Annotated in this window: 21 protein-coding genes; 3 read left to right on the top strand and 18 right to left on the bottom strand. The window is 42.8% G+C overall.

Annotated elements, in window-relative coordinates; translation table 11 throughout:
- Window positions 1-142: 142 nt before the first annotated feature.
- From AB1A65_RS17655 to AB1A65_RS17645, 3 genes are all read left to right on the top strand, one after another.
- The gene (locus AB1A65_RS17655; protein ID WP_366591232.1) at window positions 143-328 is read left to right on the top strand and encodes a hypothetical protein; all 186 of its coding nucleotides are present in this window, start codon (window positions 143-145) and stop codon (window positions 326-328) included.
- 253 nt (window positions 329-581) lie between these two features.
- Entirely contained in the window at window positions 582-914 is a 333-nt protein-coding gene (locus tag AB1A65_RS17650; protein WP_366591231.1) for a hypothetical protein, read from the top strand.
- 306 nt (window positions 915-1,220) lie between these two features.
- Window positions 1,221-1,664: a GNAT family N-acetyltransferase gene (locus tag AB1A65_RS17645; RefSeq protein ID WP_366591230.1), complete on the top strand. Its 444-nt coding sequence runs from the start codon at window positions 1,221-1,223 to the stop codon at window positions 1,662-1,664.
- 27 nt (window positions 1,665-1,691) lie between these two features.
- Here AB1A65_RS17645 and AB1A65_RS17640 read toward each other — a convergent pair whose 3' ends face one another.
- The 18 genes from AB1A65_RS17640 to AB1A65_RS17555 all read right to left on the bottom strand — a co-directional run bounded on the left by AB1A65_RS17640 (window position 1,692) and on the right by AB1A65_RS17555 (window position 17,924).
- Window positions 1,692-2,207 carry a hypothetical protein gene (locus AB1A65_RS17640; protein ID WP_366591229.1) on the bottom strand — a complete coding sequence of 172 codons (516 nt, stop codon included), beginning with the start codon at window positions 2,205-2,207 and terminating at the stop codon, window positions 1,692-1,694.
- Window positions 2,208-2,289: 82 nt separating this feature from the next.
- Window positions 2,290-3,471 carry a serine hydrolase domain-containing protein gene (locus tag AB1A65_RS17635; protein WP_366591228.1) on the bottom strand — a complete coding sequence of 394 codons (1,182 nt, stop codon included), beginning with the start codon at window positions 3,469-3,471 and terminating at the stop codon, window positions 2,290-2,292.
- 14 nt (window positions 3,472-3,485) lie between these two features.
- Window positions 3,486-4,076, bottom strand: coding sequence for a hypothetical protein (locus AB1A65_RS17630; RefSeq protein WP_366591227.1), 591 nt, complete (start codon window positions 4,074-4,076; stop codon window positions 3,486-3,488).
- 44 nt (window positions 4,077-4,120) lie between these two features.
- Window positions 4,121-5,317, bottom strand: a complete 1,197-nt coding sequence (locus AB1A65_RS17625; protein WP_366591226.1) for a serine hydrolase domain-containing protein — start codon at window positions 5,315-5,317, stop codon at window positions 4,121-4,123.
- A gap of 55 nt (window positions 5,318-5,372) precedes the next feature.
- Window positions 5,373-5,960 carry a pyridoxal 5'-phosphate synthase gene (locus AB1A65_RS17620; RefSeq protein ID WP_366591225.1) on the bottom strand — a complete coding sequence of 196 codons (588 nt, stop codon included), beginning with the start codon at window positions 5,958-5,960 and terminating at the stop codon, window positions 5,373-5,375.
- Window positions 5,961-5,962: 2 nt separating this feature from the next.
- Window positions 5,963-6,430, bottom strand: a complete 468-nt coding sequence (locus tag AB1A65_RS17615; RefSeq protein WP_366591224.1) for a GNAT family N-acetyltransferase — start codon at window positions 6,428-6,430, stop codon at window positions 5,963-5,965.
- Window positions 6,431-6,524: 94 nt separating this feature from the next.
- A complete protein-coding gene (locus AB1A65_RS17610; protein WP_366591223.1) occupies window positions 6,525-7,487 on the bottom strand; it encodes a M43 family zinc metalloprotease in 963 nt (320 codons plus the stop codon).
- Window positions 7,488-7,503: 16 nt separating this feature from the next.
- Entirely contained in the window at window positions 7,504-8,073 is a 570-nt protein-coding gene (locus AB1A65_RS17605; protein WP_366591222.1) for a GNAT family protein, read from the bottom strand.
- A 50-nt stretch (window positions 8,074-8,123) separates the two neighbouring features.
- Window positions 8,124-8,552, bottom strand: coding sequence for an ester cyclase (locus AB1A65_RS17600; protein WP_366591221.1), 429 nt, complete (start codon window positions 8,550-8,552; stop codon window positions 8,124-8,126).
- Window positions 8,553-9,401, bottom strand: a complete 849-nt coding sequence (locus tag AB1A65_RS17595; protein ID WP_366591220.1) for an alpha/beta hydrolase — start codon at window positions 9,399-9,401, stop codon at window positions 8,553-8,555.
- Window positions 9,398-10,159, bottom strand: coding sequence for a sterol desaturase family protein (locus AB1A65_RS17590; protein WP_366591219.1), 762 nt, complete (start codon window positions 10,157-10,159; stop codon window positions 9,398-9,400). Before AB1A65_RS17590 ends, AB1A65_RS17595 begins: the two co-directional genes overlap by 4 nt.
- A 62-nt stretch (window positions 10,160-10,221) precedes the next feature.
- Window positions 10,222-11,982 (bottom strand): hypothetical protein, encoded by a 1,761-nt coding sequence (locus AB1A65_RS17585; protein ID WP_366591218.1) that lies wholly within the window; start codon window positions 11,980-11,982, stop codon window positions 10,222-10,224.
- Between the two features lie 239 nt (window positions 11,983-12,221).
- Window positions 12,222-12,935, bottom strand: coding sequence for a hypothetical protein (locus AB1A65_RS17580; protein WP_366591217.1), 714 nt, complete (start codon window positions 12,933-12,935; stop codon window positions 12,222-12,224).
- A gap of 8 nt (window positions 12,936-12,943) precedes the next feature.
- Window positions 12,944-14,749 carry an amidohydrolase gene (locus AB1A65_RS17575; RefSeq protein ID WP_366591216.1) on the bottom strand — a complete coding sequence of 602 codons (1,806 nt, stop codon included), beginning with the start codon at window positions 14,747-14,749 and terminating at the stop codon, window positions 12,944-12,946.
- A gap of 65 nt (window positions 14,750-14,814) precedes the next feature.
- The gene (locus AB1A65_RS17570; protein WP_366591215.1) at window positions 14,815-15,897 is read right to left on the bottom strand and encodes a DUF481 domain-containing protein; all 1,083 of its coding nucleotides are present in this window, start codon (window positions 15,895-15,897) and stop codon (window positions 14,815-14,817) included.
- 21 nt (window positions 15,898-15,918) lie between these two features.
- On the bottom strand, window positions 15,919-17,073 hold the full coding sequence (locus AB1A65_RS17565) for a hypothetical protein (RefSeq protein ID WP_366591214.1): 1,155 nt from the start codon (window positions 17,071-17,073) through the stop codon (window positions 15,919-15,921).
- A gap of 25 nt (window positions 17,074-17,098) precedes the next feature.
- A complete protein-coding gene (locus AB1A65_RS17560; protein WP_366591213.1) occupies window positions 17,099-17,563 on the bottom strand; it encodes an META domain-containing protein in 465 nt (154 codons plus the stop codon).
- A 19-nt stretch (window positions 17,564-17,582) separates the two neighbouring features.
- Entirely contained in the window at window positions 17,583-17,924 is a 342-nt protein-coding gene (locus AB1A65_RS17555; RefSeq protein WP_366591212.1) for a hypothetical protein, read from the bottom strand.
- Window positions 17,925-18,041: the final 117 nt, after the last annotated feature.

The following is an 18,041-nucleotide window of genomic DNA, read 5'->3' as shown; positions in this document are numbered from 1 at the left end:
TTCACTTTGGTCCGCTGCGCCCTGCTCACGTTACTCCGCCCGAGGTGGTATAGTATGCCCATTTTTTGCTCTTTGGAATGGCATTTGCCCTGGTTGAAACGGTATTTTTTTTTATGGTTTAACTTTTTTAAAAATTTAGGTTATGGAGAAAAAACCAGTCAAAGTAAGGCTTATCGGAAAAAAAGGAAATTCCTATCAGATCCAGTTCCCCAATCTTAAGATTCCCGTCAACGTCGACGAGACCGTGTACCATAATATGCTCCACAGTAAAGAATACGAGTTTGGCCATTCACGCCCCAAGATGAAGCAACCTTCCTATTCTGCCTAGGGACACTTCGTTCTTTATTTCGGTGGTTAAACAGGCTACCTTTGTTTGCTGGAAATCCCAGTGGCCCTTTGGAAACCAAACGATGAACGTGTTCCTTTAAGAGCTGATTTTTTCCAGAAGAATACTATGGGCGGGACTTCCCTGTTGGTTTAATATGACGTTGAAAAATAGATCGTTATTTCGAGTGATGGGCTTACCCCTGCTAGTATCGATCCTTGTCATTGGATGTTCCACCGATGGGGAATCTGGATCCATGGAAGATAATCTTCCGGAGGGAACGGATGTTTCACAAAACCGAAAGGCCTTCGGGGAGTCGGCCCCGGACCTTTTGGACGACACAAATTTCACCGAGTTTTTCATAGAAATATTCCATGTTACCGGGATGAAACCAAGTGCGACCATCTTGAATGATCGGTTACCAGCGAGATGGCACGTCTCCGTTTTGCCTGAAGCCTTAAGCAAAAAGATTGCCACTAATGCAATCAGCGAATCATTGCCCCATAAAAATGGAGCTACAACTCAAGCCTGGCCAAGAGAACTGGATACATCTAAAGTGGACAAAGCAACAGAGGCCCCGACCATATAGTAGTTGAACGACTTATACTTCCAAGGGTTCTCTTAAACCAGAAGCATAGGTTCTGGAAAAATTATATGGTAAATCATTCTTTAAGTTCGGTCTACCTAAGTACAAAACACTTGGGGAAATTCCACTAAGGTTTGCCAAACCTCCCATTCATCCATGCATTATATTCACTGCTTCTTCCTACAACGATTCGAAAGTATATTCAACAGTTTACGTTGTTCTCTAGATTTTAAGGAAGATACCTTTATATTTTTCTTAATAATCTAGAAAAAATGGATTTTATAATTTGCAGCACCAAACCTATATATCTTGATAAAATCAGAAAATATAAGAGTGGCGGAGCGGGACGAAGCAATCTGGATAAACTCCCAATATGCGGCGATCGGATTTCCAGAATCCCATTTCGACAATGAATATATTATGATCGCCGAAAATGGAAGTCAAAAGGTAGGGCTAGGAAGATTGGCACCTATCGACCATAACAACATAGAACTTGGGGGAATCTATGTATTACCATCGTTCAGGGGGGGTGGAGTAGCGGAGAAATTGGTAAGGGCCTTAATCGAAACGAATCCATATAAAGGCAGAACTATTTGGTGTTTGCCATTTAAAAACCTAGTTGGATTCTATAAAAAGTTTGGATTCCAGATAAGCAAATCTTCATATGTCCCACCTAGGATAGTTACGAAGTACAATTGGTGCAATAGCCCTAACAGATTCGATGAGGAAGTACTCTTGTTGGTCAAACCTTAGTAATGCTCCAAAGCCCAGTTGCATGTATTACGGGTAAGGATATAATTTCAAACCAATACTTGAATTGGTGTGGGACATGAGCGGAATAAATCCTGGTGAATAGGGAATTTCCAACCAATATTGTCGTTGGATAAAAACCTCCGTAGACTCAAAATCGTTCGGGTCAAATCGATAACCAAGCCCTAACGAGATAGACGGTGTGAACCTTGAATTACCGCTGTCATTCGTTTTCCGATACTCACCATGACTAAATCGATACGCTTCATTCACATTGAACGTATGTGTATATCCAACCCCTAATCCGCCTTTTAGACTTACACCCATATCCATTTTAATATCATGGCCGAGTGTCAAGTTCAAGGACACGGCCTGAAAGAGTTCCTTATGGAACGTAAAGGCAATGTTCATTGAAATGAAGGTTTTATGGTCTGGGGTTGTTTTAAGTGGGGTCTCCATTCCCATTTGCACACCGGGATGGAGCGGTTTAAAATCGAAACCGCTGAACGGCAAGGCGGTTGACTCGTTAAAAATCGATACTTCCATTGCGTTTTGACAGCTCCCAGTAGCGGTAAACAGTCCCATGAAAATGATTATCAGGGCCTTTAATCCCATTGTTCCAAGCACTCTAAAAAATTACTTTTTCAATAAACAGTTCAATGGCCTCCTTGCTTTGGGTAAATTCGTCGATCTTGCCATAATTTCCATTTACCGCCCAGCAGATATACGAATCATATTCAGGTAGATACAGCATGCTTGCATAATACCCTATCGCATCTCCGCTGTGCATGTAGGCATCCCCAAACTTGGTCTTCATTTTGAAAAGCCCTAGTCCGTAAAAAATCTCATCGTCATACGATGGACTTATCCATTCGGTCATTTCCTCAAAGCTATTTTGGGATATTATTTCGGTTTCGACTACCGCCTGTAGAAAAAGATACAGGTCATAGGGATTGGATATCAGGCCTCCGTCAGCCGTATGATAATCCCATCCGCTGTACTGCGTAGCGTCGATCACCTCTAATTTGCCATAAAGGTCTATGTACCCCCGAATGATATTTTCGGGAACAGGATTTTCGGAGGCGAAGGAGGTAAAGGTCAAACCTAGCGGCCCGAAAATAAATTCATCAAAAACCTGATAGAATGGTTTGCCTTCGATTTCTTCGATGATCATTCCCAAAAGAATGTAGTTGGTATTGGAATAGTCGACATCGGTGCCCGGTTCAAAATTGGCCTTTCTGCCCCGAGCGTACTTAAGAAGTTCGTTCGGTTGCCATTCCTTGAGCAAGTCGTTGAGGGATGCTGTCTGAAAGTGTGGGCTCTGAATGTAATCATAAATGCCACTGCTGTGTTGCAGCAAGTTCCTAATTGTGGCAATATCAGCATTTTCAATATCCGTTATAGTTTCCTCGGGCAGATATTGGGCAGCAATATCATCAAGGTCCAATTTGCCTTCCTCTGCCAACTTTAGCATGGTTACTGCCGTAAAGGTTTTGACCGTACTGCCCGCTCTTGTGATGTTGCAGTTTTTTAGGGACACGTTATTTTTTAAGTCCGCTTTTCCACTTGAACCGGTCCATGGGCCGTGCCCGTCCCTACCGTCAAAAACGGTCATTATAATTCCGGGCACCCCTTTGGAAACGGTCCCATCGAGAATGGTTTGGTATTTGTCCGCCTTGACATGCTGCTCTCCATTAGTTCCTTGCATGGGCGGGCAAGCATAGACTTGTGGGTCGCGAATTGGGTCTTCGGAAACTGTGCAGGATGATGCGAATAGTAACAAAAGTGTCTTTATCGTTAATTTTTTCATAGTAATAGTATTTTTTAGTTGATATAGAGTTTTAGGCCAATATTCAATTCCGTGTGGGCCATGATCGGTATAAATCCAGGGGAGTAAGGAAACTCGCCCCAGGATTTATACAGCAACATCAGCTCAGGGGAACGAGGATTGTTTTTATTGGTCCTGAAGCCAAGACCCAATGCCAAAGAGGGCATAAGGCGGGAGTTGCCCCTATCATGTTCTAAAGCATATTGACCGTCTTTAAATTGATACTCTTCATTTGTACTGAATGTATGAAGATACCCGACCCCTAAAAGGGCTTTTAGATTAAGGCCGAAATTCAGTAGATAGTCATACCCCAGTTCCGAATTGATATATGCCCCTTGATACAAGTTTTCATGATAAACATATCCCAAGTTCAGGGTCTGATAGAGATAATGATGGGTGTTGTCGTTATAGCGAAATTCGGTACCCACCTGAAATGATGGATGTTCTGGATTCGACCAAAAGGTGTCAAACGGTATCGCCGTGGCTTCATTTCCGAAGAGTATTCTAACGGGTATCGCTGTGTCTTGGGCACAAGTTGTCAAGGTGGACCCCAAAAGGAGGCCGCACAAAATTGATATAAGATGCATTGTAGATTGATTGATGAATAAACCCCGAGTCAAAGACTTGAAGATTATCGATTCGATTTTTTAGCTTCTTTTAATAGTCTTTTTATGATATCCAGATATAGGGCCTTATGTCCTTTGAAATTATGGGTAAGGGTGTTGGCGAACAAGATCGCCCCATTCCCTGTTTTCCTGTCAAGAGATACTACCGTTGCCACTCCTGGATCCACACCCGTATGGGAAGGAAACCGTGGCATCAACATATAATAAAGCCAGTTGTAAAACTCGTCGTAGTTCCAGGCAATGGCCTGCCACTTGTTGACCTTTGGAAATTGCACCTTAAAGCATTCCTCAATGGTACTTTTCTGCAAGAACCGCCCACCATCAACTTTTCCATTACCGAGCATCAACGCTACGAATTTGGCATAGTCGGATACGTTTGTCCTTAATTGTCCGTCCGGATAATCGGGAAAACCGTAATGCTTCAGGACTTTGTACGTTACATCTCCCTTTTTACTATCCACATACTCATGGGGCCTTGAAACATTTCCATGGGGTATGTCGTTTAAAAACCAATATGAACTTTCCATGCCCAATGGCATAAAAACCTCGTCATGCATGAAGTCGGAAAACCGCTTGCCCGAAATTTGCTGAACCAAGTATCCAATAAGCGCGTATCCAGCATTTGAATACTCTCTTGCGCTGCCCGGTTCCTCGGTTAAAAAGTTTTCAGAGGCGTCATAGTACTTTCCTTGAGGCAGGAAATAATCCTTTATAAATGTTTCAAGCGATATTGTAGAATCGCCACCATTGTCAAAAGTGTAAAGGGATACCAATAAAGGGGTGTTGTCCTTAAGCGAGGAGGTATGGACCAGTAGCATCCGAAAGGTAATCGGTGATTTGGGATGATTTGGATTGATTATTTTAAAAGGTAAATAATTGTTGATGTCCTCATCCAAGTCGATGCGACCATTATCGTATAATTTCATCAAACCCAGGGCCGTTATCGGTTTGGAACATGAGGCAATCAAAAACAACGTACTATCGTTCACGGTGACCTTGTTGTCAAAATCCCGATAGCCGAAACTGCCTGACCAAGCCAATCGGCCATTGCTGATGAATGCAGCCTGCAATCCAGCAATATCGGCCTTCTGCATCTTTTTTCTTATAAACCTGTTCAGGCTCGTGGATTGCGCCAGACCCGAACTGCTTGGGCCCACAAAAAAAGCCATCACAAGCACTGCAACAGTTACATATCTCTTCATACTATCTTCATTTAGTTTTTTAGATTCATTGACTGGGGATATAGGGTTGTACTCCTTACGGTTGAATTTGGTTCAAGGTCCACCCATTGTTCCCGAGCTCAAACAACTTTCTGTCGTGAAACCTTGATTCTTTGAACTCCATAAATTCCATCCTAATGGGCTTTATAGAAAATACTCCCCAGTTGTTGGGTCTTATAATTTTAGTCGCTTCGGAAACCTTTTGCAAAACCCTTTTCTTCAGGTTTTCTGGATATTCAATTTCCTTACCTTGGTCACAAATGGAAGAAACCGCTTGGGAATAAAGGCTTCTTTTATTGAAATATTTGTCCGCTTGCCGTTCGGAAATTGTATGTGCTATTCCTTGAATCCTTACCTGCCGTTCGGTTGCTTTCCACCAAAATGTCAATGCGATTTTGTTTACGGCGCTTACCTCAATTCCTTTTCTTGAGGTGACTGGACCGGTAACGCTGAAACAATCCCCTGCCACTTCCTTCAGGGAAATATACCTTGCGTTGGGAAAACCGTCGACACCAATGGTTGAAAGGCAGCAGACACTAGGTATTTTTTCTTTCCTAAGGTTCAGTTCATCTGTATACCATCTGTTGAAAAGTTCAATCGGTTTTATGTTGTTCTCTTTGGCCATTATCATTTCAGCTTTTTCTTCATTCTTAGGTTCGTTATTTCAATTCCCTGGATGATATTTTTGTTTTCACGAACAGTTTGAAACCCCTTGCTCTTAAAAAAAGGCTCGGCCGTCAAGCTAACATCCGACTCCAATTCCGTTTGGTCGAGCTTTAGCGCCGCTTTTTCCAATCTTTCAAAAATCCTAGAGGCAACACCCATCCTTGAATGGTTCTTGGACACATACAAAAAATCGATGTATGAACCATTTTCAAGCGACCCGAAACCCACTATTTTCTTATTTATTTGGGCAATCAAAAAATGCTGATTGTTGATGGCCTCTGTCCATCTTTCCCTATTATTGACAGATGATTTCCAGGCGCTCAACTGCTCATCTGTATAATTCAGTTTTCCAAGACCCTCGATACTCTCTATGTAGAGGGACTGCAACTCCTTCAAGTCGTTTCTATTCGCTCTTCTAAGTACCATCATATTACTTCGCCTATTATAATTTGTCAATACCTGGCATGACTTACCTTTTTAAGACATAGGAACTTCATTCTTTGGTATCCGAGTTAAAGTCTTGTCAACCACTGGTTACTAGTTTGCTTTGCTCAGCACCCGATTTCGATAAGGCCTTTCTACCTTCGTGATTTGATAGCACATAGTGCATCCTGTCAATTTGGTCATTGGTAAAAGTGTTCATGACTTCATCATCCGACCAGTTCATATAGTTTTCTATCATCACCATTTCCCCGGCACAACCCATAAAGGGACTTCTTCCGAATACTTGCTTGTCAACAGCCGGGGTATCATCACAGTAGTCATTGGTTTCACAATCTTTGCCTCCCCAAGTATGCAGTAGTCCCAAGAAGTGACCCATTTCATGTGTAAGGGTTCTACCGAATCGGGCATGGCAATCAATTGTTGATTCGCCAAAATGATTCCAGTTGATCAGTATGCCATCGGGTTCACCGGATTTGGGTAGGGCCAACAAATCCGTTCCGGGCAGGTCAGTTTCGGGGCCAGTGGCGAGCCCAAGTGCCAAGCACATGAAATCATTGTTCAATGGCGTTGTCCAAACGTTGATATACCTATTTGGGGGCCAATAGGCATATTGGGCGTAATGCTCCAAGCTGTATCCCAACTCAGGCACCTCGATTTTCGACGCATTGATTCTATTGATTCCATCGGTAGGCTTTCCATTGGGATCCACCTTTGCCAGAAAAAACTCGATTTTGGCATCCCCACCATCCGGGTGTTCGTTATAGCCTCGGGTTCCTTTCTTTCTTCTGAAATCCTCGTTTAAAATCTCTATCTGTCGCTTGATTCTGTCCGTGGACAGATTTGGGCCTTCACCCATGGCCTCACCGTTATGAATTACATGGACCACGATAGGAAGCCGGAACAGCACTTGATCTGGCAGTTCTGGCAAAATGGCCTCATCCGTGTTTTTGCTACAGGAAATTATGAAAACCGATAGAAGCGCCATTAGAGTGATGGCCGCCGAAAAGTTGAAAATTCTATTTCCCCACTTTTGCCTTTCCATCGATTGAAGGGAAAAGTTATCCGCGTTTTGATTTGTATCTTTTTGTCTCAAGTTCATTTTTAAGTTTTGCGTAAAGTTCAAGGTCTATGAATTGACCATCTTTAACTTCACATTTTTGCATTGTTCCCTCATGTTCAAACCCCAATTTTTTCAAAACTTTCTTACATGGCTTGTTCGGTGGTTCTACGAACGCCTCGATGCGGTGGAGACTCCATTCCATAAAGCCAAATTGAAGTATTGGCCCCAGCGCCTCACTCATAATGCCATGGCCCCAGTACAGGGGAAGAAGCCAAAATCCCACCTGGGCCTTTTTGCTCTTATGGTCCGCATTATTCAAACCACAGGCCCCATAAAACGTTTTATTGCCCCTGGCGCAAACAGCCCACCACTGCCCCTTACCCTTCTTTTCAAGGTCTTCATACCAATCCATCTGCTTTAGGGTTGCCTTTAGGCTTTGAAAACTGACCCCGTAATATTTCACAACTTCTGGGTTTGAAAGCCCTTTGTAAACGCAATGAATATCCTCTGCCACAATCCGACGGAGCAACAAACGGTCCGTCTCAAATGTTGGAATTCCCTTGATCATTTTTTTTCTTTATTATCCGGGTTAGTGTCGTATATAACCATGACACAGCCTTAATTCATCGGGGGCCTAACGTGACCTAGCTGCACCAACCCATTCAGCACATCATACTCGACCCAAATTTTGGTAATTTTCCCGTTCGTTATTTTGAAAAAACAATTGAAGTCAGCGTCAAGCACTTTACCGCTTGGTGGATAAGCCCCCATTTGACCTAATTGGGTACCCCTGAAATTGATTCTGGCTGCAACAATGCCATCCTCTTCGACCATGAACAGAATCGTTTCTTGAAGATCTGGAAAGGTCAAGGCCTCATTTTTGTGGAATTTCAACAGGTCTTCCTTATTGGAAATTTGCTCCAACACATATGTTGATGAGTCTCTAGAGACCTTATCGTCAAGTAGGGCCAAGGCTTTTTCCCAATCCTTTTTGTTTGTTGACCCCACAAATTCCATTATGATTTGCTTATTTGATTTGGTAGTCATCTAGTTTGAGTTTTTAAAGAATCGTGATACCATTTTTGGAAATATCTGTGCTGTCTGCCTATCGGCCCCCATAGATGCCCACACGGGCGTATGCCCCTGTTCCGGCACTATCCATAATCTTGCATTTGGCAATGCCTTATACATTTCAAGCGGAATTTCCAATGGATAGAATGTATCCCTGTCCCCAAAAACCAATAATACCGGGATTTGAATCTCTTCAATTTCATCAATTGAAAACATATCTCTGGTTTCTACAAATTTTCGGATGTCAGTGAAAATACCATTGATTTTACCCATGTCATTGTTATGTATTTGGCGATAGTACTCCTGTAAATCTGCATCGGATTTTTCAAACGAATCCTCAAGCAGTATTTGCCGCATGGCTGGATCTATTCGATGTGCCCCGCTGATCAGCACCATGGCATCAAGCAGGTCAGGTTGCTGTCTAGCTATCGACATCAGGGTAATGGCACCATAGCTATGGCCTATCGCTTTTGCCTTTTTAACCCCGAGGTTTTCAATGGCCTTTAGAACCAATTCCGTCCAATGCTTAAAACTAAATTCTTGCCCGGTCCTTGCCGAACGGCCGTGGCCCGGAAAGTCAAAGGCAATCACTGTATGGTTTTTGCCAAAACCCTCAAAATACCCAGACCATTGGTCACTTGACAGGGTAAAGCCATGTAACAGTAAGAGGTGTGGCCCCTGCCCTCCCATCCGATAGTGCAATTTTACACTATCAACGGTTATAAAATTCCCTTCCCTTACTTTTCGATATTGCCCTTCTTGAGCTTTAATGGTAGACCCGACCATAGCAAACATAATTATATGTACAATTCCAATCCATTTCATTTTCTTTTGTTTTTTGGTTTCGATACGTCCTTCATGAAAAGCATGTCCAACACCCTGGTGGACGACCCATCGTAGAACCCGGTCTTTTTTGCATGGTTCTTTGGGTTCTTGAATGTTCCAAAAATGATATCGTAAATGGGAAAGTCCGAGTAGTTATAGCGATGAACGCCCCTTTCGTGATGAATGCTATGCGATTCAGGCCGCTGAATAAAATACCCCAACCAAACAGGGGTTTTGATATTGGAGTGCTGGAACAAACTCAAGAATGTCAGGAACAAAACACCAATGGTGGCAGCTTCGGCCGATAACCCAAGGATTAAAACAAAACTCACGCTCCCGATCAGGGTGAACATGAGGGTATCCCATGGACCAGTGTAAAATGCGCTTGGTATGTCAAGTCGCTCGGGGCTGTGGTGCATTTGGTGAAAGAGTTTCCATAGAAAGTCATACCTGTGGATGGCCCTGTGCCAAACATAAAGAATGCCCTGATAGATGGTTACGCCAAGAAGTGCGGCCAACCATGGATCCATGTGTGTTAAATCGAGCAATTGAAACTTGGCCAGATGACGATCGACCACCAATGGCAGTATTGAGGCCAGGGTAAAATTGAATAAGAAGAATACAATGCCCCTCAGCTTCCAATACTTCATTTTTGGTAGCGCCTTGGCCGGGGCAACGGTCTCCCAAATCCATAACCCTACGTACATATATAAGAGTACGGCTAGGGGATTAAATAAGACTTCCAGTAAATTGTGCATGATACAGCGTTTTTTACCCTGTATGCGTAAGATGTAATCTTACAATGTAAGAAATTTAAAAACTAGGTTTGCCAGATAGGGTCTTTTTGAGGCTTATAGCTACAGTAATGGCCCGTGCTTATGGAAGTGGATAGATGTATAAACAACGGGGAATGCAGGGGTTCAATTTTTTTAATCGCATTTTTTATCCGCTGGGTAACAGCAGATCTCGCTTTGTTGTTGATTGAGCCTATTTTTCTGATTCGCCCTTGGTTATCCAACGACTTCGACAGATATTCGATCAATGCGTCATAGTCGGCCTGCAATTTTTCAATTTCAGCATGAAGTCCCATCTCGTGGGCGGATTGCAACTCTTCCTCAAGGGCGGCTATTTTTTTTCTGGCTTCGTTCAGGGATTTTTTGTCGGTGGCCTTGTGAGAAACAGTTGCCAGCCCCACCCCCATAAGTTGCACACATTCCATTTCCCTTCCCGGTATAGAAAGTAAAGTGGCAATATCGGCCAATCCCTTGGAATGGGGAAGGTGGATCGATTTTCCCATAAATACGATTCTCCACATATCTCCTTCTTTTACAAAAAGATTTTGATTGCCCGCATTTGCCGACAATTTAAAATCGAATTCGTATTCCTTTTTTGAACCGATAAATTCCCAAAATTCCTTAAAGGCGGTTTCGTACCTGTAGGGGTTCATATCGATCATCCACTTTAAGGCCTTGGCCTGAATATTTTCATCTCCTGTGGAAATTTTTAGATGAAAATTGTCAATATAATTCTGCCATAACTGCAAAGCTATTTTTTCATTTCCCAAATAGTAGTGGCAAGCTGCCATGATTGCGGGATAGTCCACCCACGAGGTATTGGTATATCCTTCTCCGATCGCGATACTTTCCTGAAATTGTTTTTGTTCAAAAAGGATATAGGCCCCAACCGGGTGGTACTGTTCGGCATGAAACGGGTTCAGTCGAATTGCTTTCTCATAGAGTTCATAGGCTTCCTCTAGATGATTAAAATAAATAAAAGAACTCGCGACCTGTATCAGGTTGAAGGGGTCGTTAGGGTTGAGTCGAAGTGCTTTTCGGAGATATACTTCACTATGAGCAAAAGAGCGTTCGAAAAGCAGCACCTTACCGAAAATAAGGTTGCCTATATAATTCTGTGAATCGGTTTCCAAAGCTTTTTCCGCCCATTTTTTGGCCCCTTTTTGGTTTAAGTCCCACCGATCCCAAACCTGACAGCTCCATTCGTTGAAGTAGGAAAGGGACATTCCAGAATACGCAAGGCTGAACCCAGGGTCTATGTTCAATGCCCGGTTAAAATATTCACGCGCAGTTTCATCTGTTTTCGGAGTTCCTTTTTTCAGCTCGCTCACACCGCGCAACCAGAACTCATACGCCTTGAGATCAGTTGATCTTTTTCTTCGCATCTGGGTCAAAAGGTCCGTATCCAATTGATGTTGAAGAGAGGCGACTAAATTACTAAGCAACTCTTCTTGAATTTCTTGAATCAAGTCCGACTTATTGACAGCTGTATGGGACCATGCGATACGACTGCTTGCAGAATCTATCAGCTGAACATTTATTTTTAAATTTCCTTCGTGTTCCGAGAAAGCCCCACAGACATGATAATCACATCCCGATAAAATATCGGGATTTAAGGTCTCCACATCAAAAGGATTCAAATAGAGTATTTCGAATTGCCTGAACTGGGAAAGTCCGGTCAAAAGATCTAAACTAAAAGATTTGCAATAAATGTCCCTTTCTCCGTTCTTCGAGAGATTTTCGAACGGAAGTACGGTCAAAGTGATGTTTTTACTTTTAAATCCCAAGTTTATCCAATCATTGAGTGAGCAAACATTCCATCAGTAGTCTGCCAATACCCACAAAGATACTTTGTTAAAGTTGTGACTTGCAAATAAGAATCCCCTCTTACTGGAGAACCTCATAATATGAATCTATACTTTTAGTCGAGCTGGTGAAAATGGTAACCCATCATCCAGAAAACCTACATATGGTTACTTTCAATGGCACATCCTCAACTTTTAAAAACATTAAGTTTATTTAATCCCTAGAAATAAAAGGTACAGCCTGCCCTGAAGGTATCGAATTTAGAAGTAAAATTGGGATACCATCCAGCATTGACCTTAAACCTATTAGGTGTAATAATATGGTTAAAATTAAGCTCTCCTTGCCAAATGGTGTCAAAATCAAAAAAAGTGACAATGGGGTTAACAAAGACAAAGGTCCGTTTATTAAACTTATAACTGAGATTGGTCTGTAGTCCAAGCCCATTTGAACCTGATTCAGTCAAGTATACATAGCTAAGACCAGGAAACAATGAAACTTCTTGGTTCAATGCCAAGCCAACAACACCACCAACACCAACCGACCATGTATCCCCTCCCAGACCCTTTTCAACAGAACCTGTTGGGAGCGTTACATCTGCAAACGGCACGATAGCAATGACCTTTGGGGAAAGATTGCGTTTAGCAGCATGGAAATAGCGTACCCGTATGTCCGATAAACCAAACTTATTAGTTGAATTATTATAAAGCAAGGGAACCTCCGCCAGTATCAAATTATCGGAGTTGATGGCATACTGATAATTGATACGGAGTCCATAAATACCATACCCTTCCCCTGAGGCAAATTCAGCCGCTGTGTTCAATTGGGTATAAAGGTTGGTGGGTTTGGATGGGTCGATATTTCCTTTTTGGTCCTGTGAATATCCCACGTCCACTATAAAAAGTAGAACACAAATTAGTAGCCTGGATAATTTCATTAAAATTGTTATTCCTTGTTTTTATAGATTGACACCCCTTCCTTGATGGTTTCCAAAACCTTGATGTTTTTGATTTTCTTGGGATCCCCTTTTAAGGGGTTTTCATCCAAGATGACCAAGTCTGCCAATTTCCCCTTGGTCAGTGTTCCTTTCCTATCGTCTTCAAAGGATTGATAGGCCGCATCACGTGTTACCGCACATAAGGCCTGGTAAGGAGTGATTCTTTCATCGGCCCCTAGCAGTTTTCCTCCACTGGTCAAACGATTGACCGCAGCAGAAATAACGGGCAACATCCCACAATGCGCGATCGGGGCATCATGGTGCAAGGTGATTTTGGCTCCTTTTCGTAGCGCCGTATTTGCTGGGTTTATCCGTTCAGCTCTTTCTTTTCCCAGGAAAAGCGATTCATGCCTGTCTCCCCAAAACTCAATGTGGATGGGAAAAAAGGAAAGTATGATTCCATTTTCTGCGGCGTAGTCCATTTGTTCGTCGCGTATGGTCTGCGAGTGAATGATGGTAGTCCTCAAATCTGGCCTTGGTGTTTTGCCGCGTACATTATTCAATGCCCCTATCAACACATCAACGGCCGCATCCCCATTACAATGAACGATCAATTGCACTCCTTTTTCGTCCGCCTTCCGTATCCAACCTTCAATCTCTTCTTGTGTCATACTGGGATAGCCACGATACCCTTCGAAATCTTTTATGGCCACCTTCTCAGTTTCTGTGTGGGAAGTTTCACCTGTGACCAGCTGTCCCCCAAACTCATTCATGCAGCCCGCTTTCTCCACTTCAGAACTGCCTTCCGGTTGCACAAAATAAGGCTCGCTCAGATAAGCGGTATATCCTTGTATCGCACCATCGACCGTAAGCTTAATTCCCTTGGTGATAAGGCGGTCCGTGGCATTGAAGTCTTTGGCGATTTCACTAAGAAGTGAATCTGTGGTAAATTTGTACATTGGGTAACTGATCACATCAATGGGCAACTTGTTTTGGGCCTCCATTACCTGTAGTAATTTCATGGCATCAGGCATGGTGTTGCCATCTTGACATGTGGTAATTCCCTCTGCGGCATAGTTCAACAAACCCTGTTTCATCAAGTTTATGGCCTCATCCATGGTCGGGATGGGCAATATTTTCATAAGAAGGAACATGGCCTGTTCTTCCATAACCCCCAATGGTTCATCACTTCCTGGACGTCTTTGTATTTTTCCACCGTTGGGATCTTTTGTGTCGGCAGAGATACCGGCCAACTCCAAGGCCTTGCTGTTGCACGTGATCAAGTGGGATGAAATATGCATCAAAACAATGGCATGCTCTGTTGAAACTGCATCCAGGTCGTCCCTGTTGGGGTGACGCATTTCCTCCAGTCCCGTATCATCATATCCCCAGCCGATGATGGTAGTGCCCGTTTTTGGTTTTTTCTGGTCAATGTGTTCCCGAAGTTTACGCTGAATGTCCGGAATGGTCCTTATATCCCCTATGGGATAGGGGTCTAGATTTACACATCCGAACTTTGCCGATTGAAAAACCACATGGGAATGTGGGTCGTAGAACCCTGGGATCAAGGTGTTATTTTTGATATCTACCAAATGTGTTGAATCGCTGGAGAATCCCATGGCTTCGTTTTCGGGGCCCACGAAAAGGATTTTCCCATTTTTGACGGCCAGTGCCTCAACATATTCCGGCGATTCCCCCTCCATGGTAACAATGTCACCACCGAAGTAAATGGTGTCGGCCTTTTCTTGATCTTGCTCTTTCTGGCACCCAAAGACTAAGGTGCAAACTGAAACTAAAAGGATAAGTTTTCTCATAATTTATTTACTTTCTTGTTTAAACCAGTTTCATTGTTCATTTGAATATATAGAATGGTATGGGGTCAAAGGTCCCAACCTATCAGTGTTTGAAAGATATAGTCCGTTTCACTTGAACTGTCGATGGCCTGGTTATCATAATTGAGTGAAATTCCCAGGTTCACATAAAGGTTAAGGGGAAGATCATATGCAACATCAAAATTGTAATCAAAGCGCCACCTTCCTTTTTCCGTAAAGCTCGGATACAGAACGGCCCTGGTAAGCAGGCTCAAGTCCCCGATATCATATAAATTCAATTCCGACCCAAAAAATCCTTCCGCACTGTTGTTGGCAATTACATTGTCCTCCACCAAGAAGTTTTCGTTATTGAAGGAAGCCCCTGCCTGAATGCCCCAGTATATACTGTTGGTTTGAACAATATATTTCCCCAAGCCCAGTTTTCCCAGAGAACGAAGGTCAATGTTTTGTTCCGTATTGGAAAGCCAAGACGTTTCGGCCAAGGCGAACCAATTCCGTTTTAAATAATATCGATACCCCAATGATGCATCGACCCTTTTTACCGCATTGGAATTATTTCGATTGGAACGGACATCATTATAATTGGCACGAGCCTCCCACCGTTTGGCACGATACCCCAATATGCTCCTTACGCTCAGCTGTGACAGGTCATCGGCCTTGGTATAGTTGTATCCAATGCTCAAAGAAGCGGATAGGTTGCTCAAGAAATCACTTTTGACCTCCTTTAAAAAAACGATGTCACCCATGGAAACTGTTGCCAATGTATCCGTAGAGGAAACAAGGGAAACCATATCGTCATCAATACTCTTCAGATAGCCATTGTACCGCTTTCCCGTTTCAATGGTTATCAAGAATTCCGTTTCTGTTCGAACAGTCTTGACCTTTTCCCATTCAACTTTAAAGTCACTTTTACTGTAATCAGTTTCAATGGTTGCAACACCCTGTTTCAATTCTTTTAATTCGCCAACGATAATGTCCTTGTTGACAAGTACCAAGGAGTCGTTCTGACCGAACACATTGGAACTTTGCAGCACCAACAGGAACAAGGTAAAGCCCCTGTGCAATGATAAAAACCTATTTGATTCCCAATTCATTTTGTCTATGGCCACTGGTCGATTTAAGTATTTCAAGGCTTGGACCACTGGTTTGTCTTAAGATTTATTTTTCTTTTTCCCCAATAAATAACCTGCATAAAAGGGAAGCCCAAGGATTACGATGATCAAAAAGATGGCCAAAACGGTAAGGGTCCTAATGGTTTTCCGTAACTCTTCCATGGTAGTTTTTATACCGGAATCCATGAGCAAATGCGCTTCCTCCGTGATGATCTTTCGCTCGCGCTGAAGTATGGAGTCCAATGCCAACCGTTGCCGCTCCAATAAAAGGTCTATCTCGGAAAATTCGTTGGACAGGGCGATCATGGAAGATGTAATCCCCCTTTCCAACCCCATGAATATAGGGTCGATCTGATTCCGGAAATTGATCAGGGCACTGTCCAAGAGTTGCGGTGAATTCTCCGCTACCGTGATCAAACGATCAGTCTGCTCCTGAAACTCCTGCAATTTTCTTTGTATATCCACGGTATCCAATCCCTTTTCCTTTAGATATAAAAGGGTCTCCCATTGCAATTGTTTTCTGGTGAGCTCACTGCCATAACTCAGTTTGCTTCCCAGGTCCGAGACCACTTCGGACAAGGTGCCGACCGTCCGCACCGACAAACTATCCGGGGTTTCGGTCAGTTTTAAATAGTCCTCTTTGACCGAGGAAATGGTCTCAAAATCGTAGGAAGTAATGGGTTTTGATCTTGCCTGTTCCTCAACGAACAATGCCAATTTCTCGAAATCCTTTTTGGTGAGAACACTCTGCGCAATCTTGCTTATCTTATTAGAATTCGCAGTTGTTGTATTTTGTAGGGTTTGATAAGTCGTATCGGACATATAATCCGGTTTGGGACCTGCAAAGAAATATTGCGTTCTGAGCATATAGGTCCATACATCCAATAATGCAACTTCAGGTGCTGTCTGAAAACCGTGGGCCTTAAGTTGTTTTGCCGTGTTTATTTTCCATAGCAAAAGTAATTTTTGGGTCTCTGGAGAGGGGTTGTCTTTTAGAATGGTGTCAGCTGCTTTTTGTGTGACCTCCATCGCTTCCCCGACAAAATCCTGGGTCATCAAACGTGTATTCAGCGCCCTTACGGTCAGTGGCTCCTGTTCACTTTCGATACGGATCAATGAGCAAGAGCCCAGCATCGATGCAAAAATTGCCCAACTGAGGATTACATATATGGCTTTGGTCGTTTTCAAATACATATAGAATTGGTTTTATGGCATTCAACTATTTCAAGTATACAACCTTGAACTTGGCCAATGGTGCCATTCTGGCCTTGTTCATTGATAGGGTGTCATTTTTTAAAGTATAGTTGTCAACTTTCAAAAGCATCGCTTGAAACTTTTGTTCAGTTTCCATGTCCTCACAGGCCATTAAGGTGGCTCTTATTCCTGAGAATTTTAACCTGCTCTGGGTCTTGTTCAACACATAGGTCCCGCTCAGACTGTTACAGCCACCAAATCCAGTGACAAGGCTATCCCTGTCCTTTAATATCATATGGATCTCTTTTCGATTTTCCCGGGTTTCAACCGATTGGCCATTGAGCTCGATCAATTTCCAGTATTTTTCGGTAATGCCATCATCCATAGGGGTCTCTTTTGTCTTTGATGAATTGTCCATTGTATTCTGATGACTTTTGCATGACATGGATATCAGTAGTATGAGCGTGAAATAAATAGATAAGGCTTTCATAGTTCATATATTTAAGAGATCAAAGTATTCTTGTTATGCCAATCCCGTAAGAAAATGAGTTATACCCATTGATTTTCAAATCGTTGATCAAATTTATGTTCAATTCCCATTTCGTGTCGATATGGAAACCGTATTCCAACCCGATCCTGACCATAAAGAAACTTGCCGATTGGGCAAATTCTCCTCCAACACCCATGATATAGCTAAAACTTTTTCCTGGTTTATAACTTGCCACCAAAGCACTTGCAATAGGGTATGACCTTTCCAAGACCCGGTCACCTCCCCCACTTCTTAAATGGTCCTCCACTTGATAATCCTCAATGACGATATCATTGTGGATAGGGCGGTTAAGGTAAACCACTCACAGCGGATTAAAGTGAGCAGGGCAAACGAAGTGTTTAAAATCGATTCATCCGTGGATTAAAATTAGCTATTATTTCTCAGTTTTTTTCTCATTGACTCCCCTTTGATGTCTATT

Origin of the sequence: Allomuricauda sp. ANG21 (assembly GCF_040705235.1) — a bacterium.
GTDB classification, from domain to species: domain Bacteria; phylum Bacteroidota; class Bacteroidia; order Flavobacteriales; family Flavobacteriaceae; genus Flagellimonas; species Flagellimonas marina.
Note: the sequence above shows the minus strand (reverse complement) of the source record. Positions and strands in the feature narration are given on the sequence as shown.